Raw genomic sequence first — 16,345 nt, 5'->3', positions numbered from 1 at the left:
GTGCTGCGGGGGTCAGCCCCGGCCGGAGGACTTCTGGGTCCGCCGGGAGACCGAGTCCAGCACCACCGCGCCGAGCAGGACCGCGCCGGTGATCATGTACTGGATGGCCTGGTTGACGTGGACCAGGTCCAGGCCGGTGATGATCGACTGGATCACCAGGATGCCGAGCAGCGCCGACCAGGTCTTGCCCCGGCCGCCGAAGAGGCTGGTGCCGCCGATGACCGCGGCCGCGATCGAGTTCATCAGCACGCTGCCGCCACCGAGGAGCTTGTCCGCCGAGCCCTGCTGGGACGCGATGAACAGGCCGCCGAGGGCCGCCATGCCCGCCGAGATCATGAAGACCGAGATCCGGACCCAGGCGACGTTGATACCGGCCCGGCGGGCCGCCTCGACGCCACCGCCGACCGCGAAGATCTGGCGGCCGTAGGAGGTGCGGCGCAGCACGAAGTCGGTGATCACCACGATGCCGAAGAAGACCACCAGGGGCAGCGGCAGGCCGCGGTCCTGGTTCAGCATGTACGCCGCGACCAGGCCGATCACCGCGATCACACCGGTGCGCAGGGCGATCTCGCTCATCGGCCGGGCCGACAGGCCGGCGGCGGAGCGGCGGCGGCTGTCGATCAGCTGGCCGGCGCCGAACAGGGCGATGCCGAGGATCGCGAAGGCCCAGGTGAAGAAGACGTCGCCGTCGCCCAGGAAGTAGGTGTCCAGCTTGGCGATCACGCCGTCGTTCAGCAGGTTGACGGTGCCCTTGTCGCCGAGCACGGAGTTCTGCAGGCCCATCCAGGCCAGCATGCCGGCCAGGGTGACCACGAAGGCCGGGACGCCGATCTTGGCGAAGAAGAAGCCGTGCAGGGCGCCCATGCCGATGCCGACCGCCATCGCGATCAGCACGGCAAGCCACTCGTTGATGCCCGAGCGCACCGAGAGCACGGAGGCGATGGCCGCCGAGACTCCGGCGACCGAGCCGAGCGACAGGTCGATCTCACCGAGCAGCAGCACGAAGACGATGCCGACCGCGATCAGGCCGGGGCCCGCGATCCACTTGGTGATGTTGGTCAGGTTGTCCGCGTTCAGGAAGTCGCCCGACACGGTCTGGAAGATGGCCGCGATCAGGATCAGGCCGAGCACGACCGGGACGGAGCCCAGGTCGCCGCTCTTCATCTTCCGCTTGAACTCCTCGACGTAGCCCGCGAAGCCCGCCTCGCGGACCAGCAGCCGGGGGTCGATCGCGGCCGGCGGCGTGTCGGTGGTGGTCTGGTTGGTGCTCACTTCGCGTCCTCCGCGAGACGTGCCTGACGCCGGGTCACGGCGTTCTCGGTGGCGCCGGTGATGGCGGAGATGATCTCCTCGTGCGAGGTGGTGGCCACCTCGAAGACGCCGTTGTTGCGGCCCAGGCGGAGCACCGCGACGGTGTCCGCGACGGCCTTGACGTCGGCCATGTTGTGGCTGATCAGGATCACGCCGAGGCCGCGGTCGCGCAGCCGCTCGACCAGGTCGAGCACCTGGGCGGTCTGCTCGACGCCGAGTGCGGCGGTCGGCTCGTCCAGGATGACGATCTTCGGGTCGCCGACCAGGGCGCGGGCGATCGCGACCACCTGGCGCTGGCCGCCGGAGAGCGCGGCGATCGGGATCCGGACGCTGGGGATGCGGATCGACAGCGTGTCGAGCAGCTCCTTGGCCCGCTTCTCCATGCCGACCTCGTCGAGCGTGCCGAACTTCTTCAGCTCACGGCCGAGGAAGAGGTTGCCGACCACGTCGAGGTTGTCGCAGAGCGCGAGGTCCTGGTAGACGGTGGCGACGCCGAGCGCCTGGGCGTCGTGCGGCCGGTTGATGCCGACCTGGGCGCCCTCCCACTCGATGGCACCCTCGTCGATCGGGTGGACGCCGGCGATGGTCTTCACCAGCGTCGACTTGCCCGCGCCGTTGTCGCCCACCAGGGCGACCACCTCACCGGCGTGCACCTCCAGGTGGACGTCGGTCAGCGCCTGGACGGCGCCGAAGCGCTTGGAGACCCCGCGCAACGCCAGTACGGGTGCGCCTGTCACGTGAACCATCTCCTTCATTCCGTGCACCCGCCGCGATCGGCATGGCACGGCCGCCGCGCGCCGACCCGGGCGCGAAGGGGTAGTGCGAAAAGGTTTGGGGGGCACGGCGGCCCGCCTTCACCGGAGGAGGGCGGGGGAGCCGACACGCCGTGCCGGAGCGGGCGACGCTCTCCCGGGGTGGGGGAGGCGTCGCCCGCCTGGGAACTACTTCAGGCCGGCCGTGGCGCAGGCGGCGGCGTAGTCGCCGGTGCAGATGTCGGCGGCCTTGTAGAGGCCGTCGGCGATCACGGTGTCCTGGATGTTGGCCTTGGTGACGACCTTCGGCTCCAGCAGCTTGGCCGGGATGGCCTTGTCGGTGTCGCTGTCGATGCTGGCGGAGGCGACGGACTTGATGTCCTTGCCCTGCAGCAGGTCGACGGCGAGCTCGGCGGCCGAGTCGGCCAGCGGCCGGTAGGCCTTGTAGATGGTGTAGGCCTGGTCGCCGGAGACGAGGCGCTGGATGGCGTCGAGGCCCGCGTCCTGCCCGCCGACCGGGACGGTGATGCCCGCGCCCTTGAGCTGGGTGATGATCGCGGCGGCCATGCCGTCGTTGGCGGAGTAGACGGCCTGGAAGCCGTCCTTGCCGAGCTGGGTGATGGCGGCGCCGACCTTCTGGCCCGCGACGGTGGGCTTCCACTCACCGGACTGCTCGTAGACGACCTTCTTGACCTTGCCGTCCAGGACCTTGTGCGCACCGGACTTGAACTTGCCGGCGTTCGGGTCGGCGTCGTCACCGTTGATCATGACGATGTTGGCGTCGGCGGCCTTGGCGCCCAGGGCGTCGACCAGGGCCTGGCCCTGCAGCTCGCCGACCTTCTCGTTGTCGAACGAGACGTACGCGGCGACCGGGCCGGTGGCCAGGCGGTCGTACGCGATGACCTTGACGCCCTTGTCGGCCGCCTCCTTGACCCAGGACTGGGTCGACTTGGCGTCGAAGGCGTCCAGGATGATGACCTTGACGCCCTGGGCGATCAGGGTGTCGAACTGCTGCTTCTGCTTGGCGGCCGAACCCTCGGCGTTGCTGTACTTGACGTTGCAGTCGGCGCAGAGCGCCTTGACCTTGGCCTCGATGAACGGCTTGTCGAAGGACTCGTACCGGGTCGACGAGGCGTTCTCGGGGAGCAGCAGACCGATCGACTTGGTGTCGCCGGACGCGGCGCTGTCCTTCTTGTCACTGCCGGCCTTGCCACAGGCGGCCATGGAGAGGGCCATCGAAACCGCGGCGGTACCGATGACAGCGCGACGCATCATTGCGTTCATGTGGGGGGTGCCTCCCTGACAGAGCCGCAACGTTGCGGCGAGGTGGAAGGGAGTCAACCCGGCCCGTCTGCTTGTCGTCAATAAGTAAAACCGGAAGACCGAGGATTCGAACCCTTTCGTTATCTTCCTGAAGGCGAAGCCGAGACCAACCTGGCAGTGCGGCCCCGGCACCCGCCCTGTCGCCCGGTCAGCCCTGGCTCCCCGAAGCCGCCCCGGTCTGCCGGATTGCGCCCGATTCGCCCATCTCGCTCATCACCAGTGCGAGCGCGCCGAGCACCTCCGCACGGCCACCGAGCGTGCCCGGAACGACCGAGAGCTGACGGGCCGCGCTGGGGATCGCATACCGGGCCACCGAGTCCCGGATCGGGGAAAGCACCAGCTCACCGGCCTCGGCGAGGTCGCCACCGAGGATGATCCGACGCGGGTTGAGCAGGTTGCACAGGGTGGCGACGCCCATCCCGATCTGCCGGCCCGCGTCCGCGATCACCCGGCGGCAGCCGAGGTCGCCCTGCTGGGCCAGCTGGACCACCTTGGTCAGGGTCAGCTCCCCGGGGTGGTTGGCGTTCAAGAGGTTGAGCAGGTAGCGGGAGCCGACGAAGGTCTCCAGGCAGCCCCGGTTGCCGCAGCGGCAGACCGGCCCGGCCTCGTCCAGCGTGATGTGCCCGATCTCGCCCGCCGTGCCGCCGGGGCCGCGGTAGATCTGACCGTTTATCACCAGCCCGGAGCCGACACCGCTGGCCACCTTGATGTACGCCAGGTCGCTCAGCCCGCGCCCGGCCCCCCAGACCAGCTCGCCCAGCGCGCCCAGGTTGGCGTCGTTGTCGACGTGCACCTCCATGCCCAGGCGCTGGGCGAGCTCCTTGCCCGGGGCGATGCCCGTCCAGCCGGGCAGGATCGCGGTGGAGCCGAGCGCGCCGGTCTCCAGGTCGATCGGCCCCGGCACGCCCAGGCCGACGCCGATCACCTTGTCCGGACGGAAGCCCGCCTGCGCCAGCAGCCGCTCCACCAGGGCCTCGGCCCGGTCGAAACCCTGCTGCGCGGAGACGTCGACGTCGATCGGCTCGCTCTCCTCGGCCAGCACCCGGTGGGCCAGGTTGCCCACCGCGACTCTCAGGTGGGTGTGGCCGAAGTCGACGCCGACCACGATCCCGGCGTCCCCGCTGAGCGAGACGCTGCGGGCCCGGCGGCCGCCCGAGGAGGTGTCGGCGACCACGACGGTGCCGCTCTCCTTGAGCTCCCGGACGATGTTGGACACCGTGGCGGCCGACAGGCCCGTGCCACGGGCGATCTCGGCCTGGGTGAGCGAGCCGGCCATCCGCACCGCACGCAGCACCCGTTCGAGGTTGGCCCGGTGCAACGAGGACTGCGATCCCGGTGTGTCCATCGACATGATTCACCCTCCCAGGGCACGGGGACTCGACCGTCCCCGCCCCTGCCGCGCCTTTGCGGCGGAGCTCCTGTGGCCTCGGCGATCGTCACCTCACGGTGTTGATCCCTCAACCAACTGTTCAGCTTCAACTTCTGAACTCTAAGCTCAGCGCCCCACTCGCCGCCGAGTGAAGCGCCAACCGGGACCGTTCCGAAACCTCGGTCCGGCCGCCCACAGGGCGGGAATACCAAGGTCCACACCGGCCCCGGCATGGGAGGATGCCTGTGCATCCGAGCCTGACAAAGGAGTCCTGCGAGTGCCTGGCACCAACTTGACCCGTGAGGAGGCCCGCACCCGGGCCCAGCTCCTGCACGTGGACGCGTACGAGATCGAGCTCGACCTGGGCACCGCCCGGGCGGGAGGCACGTTCAGGTCCACCACCGTGGTCCGGTTCTCCGCCACGACTCCGGGCGCCGACAGCTTCATCGACCTGGTTGCGCCGAGCGTGTCCGAGATCGTGCTGAACGGTGAGGCCCTCGACCCGGCCGGCTTCGCCGACAGCCGGATCGCGCTGCCCGGCCTGCAGGCCCAGAACGAACTGCGGGTGGTCGCCGACTGCGCCTACACCAACACCGGCGAAGGCCTGCACCGCTTCGTCGACCCGGTCGACAACGAGACCTACCTCTACACCCAGTTCGAGGTGCCGGACGCCCGCCGCGTCTTCGCCAGCTTCGAGCAGCCCGACCTGAAGGCCACCTTCCGGTTCACCGTCACCGCCCCGCGCGGCTGGGTCGTGGTCTCCAACTCCCCCACCCCCGAGCCGGCCGGCGAGGGCGACACCCAGGTCTGGTCCTTCGAGCCGACCCCGCGGATCTCCAGCTACATCACCGCGCTGGTGGCCGGCCCGTACGTGGGCGTCTTCGACGAGTACGCCGACGGCGAGCAGCGGGTGCCGCTGGGCGTGTACTGCCGTCCGTCGCTGCGCGAGTTCCTGGACGCCGAGGCGATCTTCGACGTCACCAAGCAGGGCTTCGACTACTTCCAGGAGAAGTTCGACTTCGCCTACCCGTTCGCCAAGTACGACCAGCTCTTCGTTCCGGAGTTCAACGCCGGCGCGATGGAGAACGCGGGTGCCGTCACCCTGCGCGACCAGTACGTCTTCCGCTCCAAGGTGACCGACGCCGCCTACGAGAGCCGGGCCGCCACCATCCTGCACGAGCTGGCCCACATGTGGTTCGGCGACCTGGTCACCATGGAGTGGTGGAACGACCTCTGGCTGAACGAGTCGTTCGCGACCTTCGCCGAGGCGGTCTGCCAGGCCGAGGCCCCCGGCTCCAAGTGGCCGAACTCGTGGACCACCTTCGCCAACCAGATGAAGACCTGGGCGTACCGGCAGGACCAGCTGCCGTCCACCCACCCGATCATGGCGGAGATCAACGACCTGGAGGACGTCCAGGTCAACTTCGACGGCATCACCTACGCCAAGGGCGCCTCGGTGCTCAAGCAGCTGGTGGCCTACGTCGGCCAGGACGCCTTCTTCGAGGGGGTCCGCGCCTACTTCAAGCAGCACGCCTGGGGCAACACCCGGCTCAGCGACCTGCTCGGCGCCCTTGAGAAGGCCAGCGGCCGGGACCTCAAGACCTGGTCCAAGGCCTGGCTGGAGACGGCCGGCATCAACATCCTGCGCCCGGCCGTCGAGGTCGACGGGGACGGCACCATCACCTCCTTCGCCGTGCTCCAGGAGGCCCCGGCCCTGCCCGCCGGCGCCAAGGGCGAGGCCGTGCTGCGCCCGCACCGGATCGCCATCGGCGTCTACGAGCTCCAGGACGGCGCGCTGGTGCGCACCGACCGGATCGAGCTGGACGTCGACGGCGAGCGCACCGAGGTGCCCCAGCTGGTCGGCCGCCGCAAGCCCGCCGTCCTGCTGCTCAACGACGACGACCTCTCGTACGCCAAGGTCCGCCTCGACGAGGCCTCGCTGGCCGTCGTCACCGAGCACCTCGGCGCCTTCGCGGAGCCCCTGCCGCGCGCGCTGTGCTGGGCCTCCGCGTGGGACATGACCCGCGACGGCGAGCTCGCCGCCCGCGACTACCTGGAGCTGGCCGTCTCCGGCCTCGCCCGGGAGTCCGACATCGGCGTGGTCCAGTCGGTGCAGCGCCAGGCCAAGCTGGCCCTGGACGCGTACACCGACCCGGCCTGGCGCGAGCAGGGCCTGCAGCGCTGGGCCGCCGCCGCGGAGCAGCAGCTGCGCGCGGCCGCCCCCGGCAGCGACCACCAGCTCGCCTGGGCCCGCACGCTCTCCGCCGCCGCCCGCACCGACGAGCAGCTCGCCCTGCTGGCCGGCCTGCTGGACGGCTCCACGGTGCTGGACGGTCTGGCCGTCGACACCGAGCTGCGCTGGACCCTGCTCGGCCGCCTGGTCGCCACCGGTCGCGCCGACGACAGGGCCGTCGAGGCGGAGCTCGCCCGCGACAACACCGCGGCCGGCCTGGAGCACGCGGCCAGCTGCCGTGCCTCCCGCCCGACCGTCGAGGCCAAGGCCGAGGCCTGGGCGTCGGTGGTGGAGTCGGACGAGCTCACCAACTACGTCCAGGAGGCCGTCATCAGCGGCTTCCAGCAGTCCGACCAGCGGGAGCTGCTCGCCCCCTACGCCGCCAGGTACTTCGCCGCGGTCAAGGGGATCTACGAGACCCGCAGCCACGAGATCTCGCAGCAGATCATCGTCGGCCTGTACCCGGCCTTCCTGGTCGAGCAGGCCACCCTGGACGCCACCGACGCCTGGCTGGCCTCGGCCGAGCCGGTCCCGGCCCTGCGCCGGCAGGTCGTGGAGGCCCGGGCGGGCATCGAGCGCGCGCTGAAGGCCCAGGCGGCCGACCGCGCGGCCGGGGCCCGGGCGCTGGGTCACTGACACACCGCTGACGGAATCGGGGCCGGACACACGTTCGGCTCCTTTTTCGTGCCCGGACGTCCCGCAACCGAGTGATGGTGCTCAGTCAGAGATCGGCGTCGGACGAAGGATTGAGTGATTGTCAGACTGCAGGCCGTCCCGCCCGCAGCGCCTCTCGTCCGAGCACTCGTCCCGAACGGAGCCCGAATGCGCCCGTCCACGCGCCACGCGTCCGCAGCAGCCCTCCTCCTTCTGGCCCCACTCGCCGCGGCCCCGGCCGCCTCCGCCGTCGGCGCCCCCGCCCCGCACCGGGCCACCCCGGCGCCGCTGCACAGGTCGGCGCAGGCGATTCCCGGCCAGTACATCGTCACGCTGACGAAGGGCCTCGACGCCGGCGCCACCGCCCAGCAGGCCGTCCCGGGGCTCAAGCCGCTCTTCACCTACACGTCCGTCCTGAACGGCTTCGCGGCACAGCTCACCCCGGCCCAGCTGGAGGCGGTGCGCAAGCTGCCGGGCGTCGAGGCGGTGGAGGAGGACGGCGTGGCCTCGGGCACCCCGGTCACCGCGAGCGCACCGCCCGTCTTCGGCCGGCGGGCGGCGGCCGCGAGCTGGGGCCTGGACCGGATCGACCAGGCCTACCTGCCCCTGAACCAGCAGTTCGACGTGGGCGGCACCGGCAAGGGCGCCACCGTCTACGTGCTCGACACCGGCATCGACTTCAAGCACGCCGAGTTCGGCGGCCGCGCGGTGCCCGGCTTCGACGCGATGGGCGACGGCCGGGGCGGAAGCGACTGCAACGGCCACGGCACCCACGTCACCGGCACCGTCGGCGGCTCGACGTACGGCGTGGCGCGCGAGGCGGCGCTGGTCAGCGTCCGGGTACTCGGCTGCGACAGCAGGGGCAGCTGGTCCGGGATCATCGCCGGCCTCGACTGGGTCGCCAAGAACGCGAAGCCCGGCTCCGTGCTCAACGGCTCGCTCGGCGGACCGAAGACCCAGGCCGTGAACAACGCCGCCACCGCGGTCTCGGACATGGGCGTCCTGCCGGTCCTCGCGGCCGGCAACGACGCGGTGGACGCCTGCGGCATCTCGCCCGCCGGCGCCGAGCGGGTGGTCACCGTCGGTGCCACCGACCCCTACGACCAGGAGACCGACTTCAGCAACTTCGGCCCGTGCCTGTGGATGTACGCCCCCGGCAGGGCCATCGTCTCCGCCAGGCTCGGCGGCGGCTCCGTCGCCCTGGACGGAACCTCGATGGCCAGCCCGCACGTGGCCGGGGTGGCCGCCCTCTACAAGGCCAGGAACCCCGCGGCCAGCAGTGAGGACGTCGCCCTCTGGCTGTCCGAGCAGTCCACCAAGGACGTCCTCAAGGTCAGCAAGGGCTCGCCCAACGCGCTGCTCCACACCGGCGGCCTCTGACCCCGCACCGGCACCCACGACGACGACCCCCGCCGCCTCCGAGGAGACGACGGGGGTCCCGGGTGTCTGCTGCTACTTCTTGCCCTTGCCGAGCGAGGGGAGCATGACCAGGCCGGCGATCACCACGAACATCGCGATCGGCAGCGCCACGAACAGGCCCAGCGTCTGGGCGACGCTCAGGCTCTGCCCCGGGTCGTCACCGTCGTCCCGGACCAGCGCCATGGCGGGCGACGACATCAGCATCATCAGCGTGGCCGCTGCGGAGACCGCACCAGCGCGCAAAGCGTTCCTCTTGTCCACGTTTTCCAAGGTACCGGCCGCCTACCGGGCCCCGCGCGCCGGGGTGCGCCTTCCGGTACGGGCGGCGGCCAGGGCCGCGAGGCGGGCGGCGGCCGGGGCGGCGGCCAGGTGTTCCAGGGTGACGGGGGTGCCGGTGGCGTCGGCGACCGGGAGGCGCCAGTTCGGGTACTGGTCCCAGGTGCCGGGCAGGTTCTGCGGGCGCGGGTCGCCGACCGTGTCGGGCAGCCAGACGCCGACCAGCTCGGCCGGGGTGGCCAGCAGGAAGGCGTGGAGCGCCTCGGGGGTGAGGTCGTCCCCGGCCCCGATCAGGCCGGCCCGGACCAGCTCGGCGTGCCACTCCGTCAGCTCGGCCGCCGCCTCGGCCTGCTCCTCGCCGAGCGGGCGGGCCAGCAGCCCGAGGCGGTGCCGCAGCTCGACGTGCTCGCCGGTCAGCCGGGCCGCGGTGCTGGGCAGGTCGTGGGTGGTGAGGGTGGCCAGGCAGCCGGAGCGCCAGCGCTCGGGCGGCAGGATGGCGCCCTTGTCCTGCCAGTCCCGCTCGAACCAGAGCACCGAGGTGCCGAGGACGCCCCGGGCGGTCAGCTCCTCGCGCACCCCGGGCTCGACCGTGCCCAGGTCCTCGCCGATCACCCGGGTGCCGGCCCGGTGCGCCTCCAGCGCGAGCACCCCGAGCATCGCCTCCGCGTCGTAACGGACGTACGCGCCGCGGGTCGGCGGGTGCCCGGCCGGCACCCACCAGAGCCGGAACAGGCCCATCACGTGGTCGATCCGGATCGCCCCCGCGTGCCGGGCCGCGGCGCGCAGCAGCTCCGCGTACGGGGCGTAGCCGGCCTCGGCCAGCGCGTCGGGGCGCCAGGGCGGCAGGCCCCAGTCCTGACCGTGCGCGTTGAAGGCGTCCGGCGGGGCGCCGACCGAGATGCCCTCGGCGAGGACGTCCTGCAGGACCCAGGCGTCCGCGCCGTCCGGGTGCACGCCGACCGCCAGGTCGTGGATCAGGCCGACCGCCATCCCGGCCTGCTCGGCCGCGTGCTGGGCCTGGCCGAGCTGCTCGTCCACCAGCCAGGCCAGCCAGCGGTGGAACTCGACGGCCGGTGCCAACTCCTCCCTGGCCAGGGCGACATGGGGGCTGTCCGGGTGCCGCAGGCCCTTCGGCCAGCGGTGCCGGTCGCCGCCGTGCCGCTCGGCCAGCGCGCACCAGGTGGCGTACTGCTCCAGCCAGGCGCCCTCACGGGCGACGAACGCCCGGTAGGCCGCGTCCCGGCCGACGCCCCGGGGCACCCGGTGCAGGATCTCCAGGGCTTGCCGCTTCAGGTCCCAGACGGCGTCGCGGTCGATCAGGCCGTCGTGCCGCAGCACCTCGTCGCGCAGGTGGGCGGCGCGGCGCGGCAGGTCGCCGAGGTCGGCGTAGGCGTACTCGGGGAGCGCTTCGATCCGCAGGTGCACCGGATCGGCGAAGCGCCGGGAGGAGGGGCGGTACGGGGACGGGTCGGAGGGCGCGCCGGGCAGGCCCGCGTGCAGGGGGTTGAGCTGGACGAAGGCGGCGCCCAGCTCGTTGCCCGCCCACTGCGCCAGCTCGCCCAGGTCGCCCAGGTCGCCCATGCCCCAGGAGCGTTCGGAGAGCACCGAGTACAGCTGCGCGAGGAATCCCCAGCCGCGGCCGCCGGGCTCCGGCACCCGCTGGGGCGCCACGATCAGCGGCGCACTGCCCTCGCGGCCGGCCACCCGGGCGGTGAGGCGGTGCCGGCCGAGCGGAAGGTCGGCGGGCAGCCAGTGCGAGTGACCGGTCGGCAGGGTCCAGGTGCCGCCGTCCTCCAGTTCGATGCTCAGCCGGGCGTCCGCGGGCACGTCCAGCGCGGTGCGCCGTCCGGCCCGGGCCACGACGCACGGCGGCAGCAACCGGGCCGCCTGGGCCGCCCGGTGACGCTCCAGCGACTCCTGGACCGCCTGCGGCGTACCGGCGTCCACGCCGAGCGCCGCGAGCACCGCCACCAGCGTGTCCGGCGCCACCGGCACCGGGCCGCTGCCCGGGTCGTACGTGCTGTCCACCCCGTACGCGTGCGCCAGCGCGACCAGTTCCGGCGGCGGCGCCGGACTGTCCTCGGCGGGCGCCTGCCCGCTCTTGCCGGTTTCGTCACGGTCCAGGTATGCGGCCACTCTGCGGCTCCCAGAGGTCGTTGAGGACACCCGATGCGAACAGCCACAGTCCTACCCGTACGGGGGCCGCGCGACCCCGACCGACACGAGCGCGCGGGGTCGCGCGGGCGGCCGGGCCGGTCCGGTCCGGCATCCTCGACGGACAATCCGGACATTGGACGCATTGAAGTCAACGACGTTGACACCGGACCAGGCACCTGGTGGGCTGTGGTCGCTAGGCGGGTCAAGGGTGGTGCGGCAGTTCGACGATCCGCGGCGGCGGGACGGTGAGCTGCGCTTTCGGTGCGAGGAGGCTCCTGTGCAGGCGCGCGTTTCGGAAGCGGCGGGACGGCGGCTCAGGCAGCAGATCAGGCACAGCGCGGCCCTGCGCGACGTGCTCTACCACCCGGCCGCACTGGCCGCCCGGCGGACGGCCGCCCGGACGGCCCGCCAGCTGGCCCCCAGGGCCGCCGACCGGTTCATCGCCGACATCAAGGGCACCGCTCCGCTGCTCGCCTCGGTCCGGGCGGAGCGCAGGTCCGGGCGCCGCAGCGGCACGCTCCAGCTCGCCGCGACCCTCTCGGCCGCCGCCGTGGTCAGCGGGCTGCTGATCGGATCCCCGGGTGCGTACGCGGCCCCGGTCGGCGACCACCGGGTGGCGAGCTCCTCGCTGGTCACCCCGCTCGGCTCGCTCGCCGACCCGCAGGTGTACCCGCGCCCGCAGCAGCTCCAGGCCGCCGGGCGCCCCGTCAGCGTGCCGGGCACGGTCAGCCTGGTCACCGGCGACGGCGCGGACGGCGCGGCGCTGGAGGCCGTCCGGCAGGTGCTGGGCAATGCCGGAGCCACCGAGGTCACGCCGACGCCGGAACCGCCGGCCCCGACCGCCGGTTCGCTGGTGGTGTACGTGGGCGGCGCGGGCGGGCAGGCCGACCGGATCCTGCGCGAGCTGGCCGACGCGGGCGGCAGCACCCCGCCGGAGACGGCCGGACTCCCGGCCGGCGGCTACGTGCTGGCGATCGGACAGCTGCCCGCCCCCGGCGGCGGCAGCTACGGCGCCGTGGTGCTGGCCGGCGCGGACGGCCCCGGCACCTTCTACGCGGCGCAGAGCCTGCGCCAGCTGCTCGCCCCGCTCTCCCCCGGCCAGGGCCAGGGCGACGGCCCCAAGGGCTTCCCGGGCCTGGCGATCCGCGACTGGCCGAGCGGCGCCGCCGTACGCGGCACCGCCGAGAGCTTCTACGGCACCCCGTGGACCGCCGAGGAGCGGCTGGAGCAGATCGACTTCCTCGGCCGCACCAAGCAGAACTTCTTCCTCTACGCGCCCGGCGGCGACCCGTACCGGCTCTCCCGCTGGCGCGAGGCCTACCCCGCCCGCCAGTCGGACGAGCTGCGCGAGCTGGCGGCCCGGGCCCGGGACAACCATGTGACCCTCGGCTACGCCATCGACCCCGGGCAGTCGTTCTGCTACAGCTCGGGCAAGGACGTCGACGCGCTGCTGGCGAAGCTCGACTCGCTGCGCCAACTGGGCTTCCGGGCCTTCCAGTTGCAGTTCCTGGACGCCAGCTACGACGAGTGGCACTGCTCGGCCGACCGGAAGGCCTACGGCACCGGCCCGGCCGCCGCCGCCAAGGCGCAGGCCGCGCTGACCGGCAAGGTCCGCGAGCACCTGGCCAAACGCCCGGATCCGGTCCTGCTGTCGGTGATGCCGACCGAGTACCAGAAGCAGGGCGCCACGCCGTACCGGACGGCCCTGGCGGCGGCCCTGCCGAAGGACGTCCAGGTGGCCTGGAGCGGCGGATCGGCGATCCCGGCCAAGGTGACGGGCGGCCAGTTCGACGAGACGGCCGCACTGTACGGCCGCCCGCTGGTGACCATGGACAACTACCCGGTGAACGACTCCACCCCCGAGCGGCTGTACCTCGGCGGCTACGCCGGGCGCGACCCCGAGGTGGCGAAGCGTTCGGCGGTGCTGCTGACCGCGGCGATGAGCCAGCCGGTGGCCTCCCGGATCCCGCTGGCGACCGCCGCCGACTTCGGCTGGAAGCCGGAGGGCTACCAGCCGCTGGACTCCTGGAACGCCGCCCTGCACTCGCTGGCGGCCAACCCCGCGGAGCTGGCCGCGCTGACCGCGCTGGCCGGCAACAGCTCCTCCTCGCCGCTCGCCCGTCAGGAGTCGGGCTACCTGGTGCCGCTGCTGGAGCGGTTCTGGGCGGCGCTGGAGCCGACCGGCGGCAACGCCCCGGACCTGGCGCGGCTGGCCGAGGCCGCCGCCCCCGTCCGGGACGCCTTCGCCACCATGGCCACCGCCCCGCAGGCGCTGTCCGCCGACCCGATCGGCCCCGAGGCCGGCCCCTGGCTGACCAAACTGGCCGCCTACGGCCAGGCCGGCCAGGCCGCCGTCGACATGCTGCTGGCCCAGCGCGGCGGCGACGGCAACGCCGCCTGGGACGCCCGGATCCGGCTGCGCAGCCTGCGCGAGCAGCTGGACGGCAGCCCGGTGACGGTCGGCGCGGGCGTGCTGGACGGCTTCCTGGAGCGCGCCGTGCAGTCCGCCGACACCTGGTCCGGCATAACGGCCGGCGGGATCACCGCCACCAGCACCTTCGGAAGCGCCCACGACCACGTACCGGCGCTGATGGCGGACGGCTCCGCGGACACCTTCTACTGGAGCGCCGGCCCGCCCACCACGGGCGACACCGTCGGCCTGGACCTGGGCACCGCCCGCCCGCTCGGCCGGGTCACCGTGCTGATGGGCTCCTGGGGCGACAGCCCGGACGCGGCCGGCGCCGCCGGGGACTACCTGCACGACGCGGTGCTGGAGTACTCCACCGGGACGGGCGGCTGGCGCCAGCTGGCCAAGGTGCACAACCAGACGAGCATCTCGGTGGACGCCCCGGCCGGCACGGTGGCCAAGGCCGTCCGGCTGCGCGCCACCGCGGGCCAGAAGACGGCGGTCGCGATCCGCGAGTTCAGCGTGGCGGCCCCCGGCGACAGCCCGGCCAGCGTGAGCGCCCCGCCGGCCGCGCCCGGCTCCTCGGCGTCCGCGGTGCTGGACGGCGACCCGGACACCGCCTGGCGGGCCGCCGGCGCGCCGGGCAGCAACACCACCCCGCTGACCGTCGAACTGGGCGCGCCGCGCCCGCTGGACCGGGTGACCGTGCTCACCGACCCGACGGTCCGGGCCTCGGCCACCGCCGAGGTGCGCCGGCCCGACGGCAGCTGGGCGGCGATCGGCCCGGTCAAGCCCGGCTACAACGAACTCCCCGCGGGCGGCGCCCCGGCCGAGGCGATCCGGCTGGTCTGGGCACCGGGCGGGGAGGCCCCGGTGGTCAACCAGATCATCCCCTGGTACGCCGACATCCCGGCGGCCCGGCTCAACCTCTCCCCCGGCGTGCTCGACGTGGTGGCCGGCCAGAGCACCCCCGCGCAGACCAAGGCGGTGCTGGAGGCGGGCCGCCCGGAGGGTGCCGCCGGTCTGCTCAAGGCCGAGGTGCCCGCCGAGGCCAAGGGCCTGACGGTCACCCCCGCGGGCGCCGTCACCGTGCCGCGCGGCGCGAAGGTGGCGGCCCCGGTGCAGGTCACCGCGGCGGCCGGGACGCCGTCGGGCGTGTACCAGGTGCCGATCACCTTCACCGTCGGCACGCTGACGGTACGGCAGGTGCTCCAGGTGCACGTGGTACCGCCGACCGGCGGCCCGGACCTGGCCAGGAACGGCACGGCCTCCTCCTCCGGCGACGCCTCCGCCTCCCAGCCGGCCTCGGCCGTCGCCGACGGCGACCCCAAGACCCGCTGGTCCGCGAAGGCCACGGACGACGCCTGGGTGCAGATCCGGCTGCCGGAGAAGACCCGGCTGGGCTCGGCGGTGCTGCACTGGCAGGAGGCCCACGCCTCGTCGTACCGCCTGCAGACCTCCGCGGACGGGGTCCTCTGGACCACCGTCGCCACGGTCGACGACAGCACCGGCGGCACCGAGACGCTGCGCTTCGACGCCCCGGACACCCAGTACCTGCGCGTGCAGGGGGTCACCAGGGCGACCACGTACGGGTACTCGCTGTGGGGCGTGGAGGTCTACGCCGTGACCCCGTGACGGCCGTCCGGCAGCCCGGTCAGGTCGGTCAGCCCGGTCAGGCCGGTCAGCTCGGTCAGGCCGCTCAGTGAGGCGAGCGCGCCCGGGGTGCGGCCGGTGCGGTCCAGCAGCAGGGCGGGCAGGCCGGCCGCGCGGGCGCCGGCCAGGTCCTCGACCGGGTGGTCGCCGACGTGCAGGACCTGCCCCGGCGGGACGCCCAGGCGCTCGGCGGTGAGCAGGTAGATGCCGGGGTCGGGCTTGTGGATCCCGCACTCGGCGGCCCGGGTGACCACGGTGAACAGGCTCTCCAGGCCGAGCCAGCCCAGTTCGGTGTTGCCGTTGCTGGTGAGCGCCAGCGGCATCCGCGAGGCCAGCCCGCGCAGCACGTCCAGGGTCTCCGGGTAGAGCTCGGTGCGCTCGGCCCGGACGGCGTTGAAGGCCCGGTGGAGCTCCTCGGCCAGCCCGGGTGCGCCGCCGCGGCGACGCACCGACTCCGCGAAGGCGGCCCGCCGGATCACCCCGTAGCCGGCGCCGGGCAGGCCCAGCGCGACCTCGTCCCGGACCTCGTGCAGCCACCGCACCGTCACCGGCGGACCGCCGAGCGCCTCGGTGAGCAGGCGGGCGGTGTGCTCGACGGCCGCGTCGAAGCCGGAGGCGAAGTCCCAGAGGGTGTCGTCACCGTCGAAGGAGATCGCCGCGACGGGCGCCCGGGGGCCGGGCGGCGGTGCGATGGGCAGGCGCATGGGGGGTGGGGTCCGTCCGTTCGGGCGCGGGGCTGGGCGGGGGCTCGGGGCGGGGGCTCGGGGCCGGGCCGAACGCCGCCGGGCTCC

At 73.3% G+C, this 16,345-nt stretch carries 10 protein-coding genes; 3 read left to right on the top strand and 7 right to left on the bottom strand.

Annotated elements, in window-relative coordinates:
• Window positions 1–12 precede the first annotated feature (12 nt).
• From OG871_RS25995 to OG871_RS25980, 4 genes are all read right to left on the bottom strand, one after another.
• A complete protein-coding gene (locus OG871_RS25995; protein ID WP_371499771.1) occupies window positions 13–1,272 on the bottom strand; it encodes a sugar ABC transporter permease in 1,260 nt (419 codons plus the stop codon).
• Window positions 1,269–2,057: an ATP-binding cassette domain-containing protein gene (locus tag OG871_RS25990; RefSeq protein WP_371499770.1), complete on the bottom strand. Its 789-nt coding sequence runs from the start codon at window positions 2,055–2,057 to the stop codon at window positions 1,269–1,271. The genes OG871_RS25995 and OG871_RS25990 overlap by 4 nt, the downstream gene beginning before the upstream one ends.
• A gap of 195 nt (window positions 2,058–2,252) precedes the next feature.
• A complete protein-coding gene (locus tag OG871_RS25985; RefSeq protein ID WP_371499769.1) occupies window positions 2,253–3,347 on the bottom strand; it encodes a sugar ABC transporter substrate-binding protein in 1,095 nt (364 codons plus the stop codon).
• Window positions 3,348–3,534: 187 nt separating this feature from the next.
• Window positions 3,535–4,731: an ROK family protein gene (locus tag OG871_RS25980; protein ID WP_371503427.1), complete on the bottom strand. Its 1,197-nt coding sequence runs from the start codon at window positions 4,729–4,731 to the stop codon at window positions 3,535–3,537.
• Window positions 4,732–5,032: 301 nt separating this feature from the next.
• Between OG871_RS25980 and pepN the strand changes: the two genes are divergently transcribed.
• Both pepN and OG871_RS25970 read left to right on the top strand, forming a co-directional pair.
• Complete coding sequence (pepN, locus tag OG871_RS25975) at window positions 5,033–7,624, top strand: aminopeptidase N (RefSeq protein ID WP_371499767.1); 2,592 nt, start codon at window positions 5,033–5,035, stop codon at window positions 7,622–7,624.
• 186 nt (window positions 7,625–7,810) lie between these two features.
• Window positions 7,811–9,022 (top strand): S8 family peptidase, encoded by a 1,212-nt coding sequence (locus tag OG871_RS25970; RefSeq protein WP_371499766.1) that lies wholly within the window; start codon window positions 7,811–7,813, stop codon window positions 9,020–9,022.
• A gap of 72 nt (window positions 9,023–9,094) precedes the next feature.
• Here the strand turns inward: OG871_RS25970 and OG871_RS25965 are convergent, their stop codons facing one another.
• Window positions 9,095–9,322 carry a hypothetical protein gene (locus OG871_RS25965; RefSeq protein WP_371499764.1) on the bottom strand — a complete coding sequence of 76 codons (228 nt, stop codon included), beginning with the start codon at window positions 9,320–9,322 and terminating at the stop codon, window positions 9,095–9,097.
• 21 nt (window positions 9,323–9,343) lie between these two features.
• On the bottom strand, window positions 9,344–11,473 hold the full coding sequence (gene malQ / locus OG871_RS25960; RefSeq protein WP_371499762.1) for a 4-alpha-glucanotransferase: 2,130 nt from the start codon (window positions 11,471–11,473) through the stop codon (window positions 9,344–9,346).
• A 298-nt stretch (window positions 11,474–11,771) separates the two neighbouring features.
• Between malQ and OG871_RS25955 the strand changes: the two genes are divergently transcribed.
• Window positions 11,772–15,536, top strand: coding sequence for a beta-N-acetylglucosaminidase domain-containing protein (locus OG871_RS25955; RefSeq protein WP_371499760.1), 3,765 nt, complete (start codon window positions 11,772–11,774; stop codon window positions 15,534–15,536).
• Here OG871_RS25955 and OG871_RS25950 read toward each other — a convergent pair.
• Window positions 15,518–16,258: an HAD family hydrolase gene (locus OG871_RS25950; protein ID WP_371499758.1), complete on the bottom strand. Its 741-nt coding sequence runs from the start codon at window positions 16,256–16,258 to the stop codon at window positions 15,518–15,520. The two genes, OG871_RS25955 and OG871_RS25950, sit on opposite strands and share 19 nt — an antisense overlap.
• Window positions 16,259–16,345: the final 87 nt, after the last annotated feature.

The organism is Kitasatospora sp. NBC_00374 (genome assembly GCF_041434935.1).
GTDB lineage: Bacteria > Actinomycetota > Actinomycetes > Streptomycetales > Streptomycetaceae > Kitasatospora.
Note: the sequence above shows the minus strand (reverse complement) of the source record. Positions and strands in the feature narration are given on the sequence as shown.

What these genes read in the sequence shown, in the direction of transcription:
- OG871_RS25970 (WP_371499766.1), top strand. Translation starts at nt 7,811, where the DNA reads ATGCGCCCGTCCACGCGCCACGCGTCCGCAGCAGCCCTCCTCCTTCTG.
- OG871_RS25985 (WP_371499769.1), bottom strand. Translation starts at nt 3,347, where the DNA reads ATGAACGCAATGATGCGTCGCGCTGTCATCGGTACCGCCGCGGTTTCG.
- OG871_RS25990 (WP_371499770.1), bottom strand. Translation starts at nt 2,057, where the DNA reads ATGGTTCACGTGACAGGCGCACCCGTACTGGCGTTGCGCGGGGTCTCC.
- OG871_RS25950 (WP_371499758.1), bottom strand. Translation starts at nt 16,258, where the DNA reads ATGCGCCTGCCCATCGCACCGCCGCCCGGCCCCCGGGCGCCCGTCGCG.
- OG871_RS25980 (WP_371503427.1), bottom strand. Translation starts at nt 4,731, where the DNA reads ATGGACACACCGGGATCGCAGTCCTCGTTGCACCGGGCCAACCTCGAA.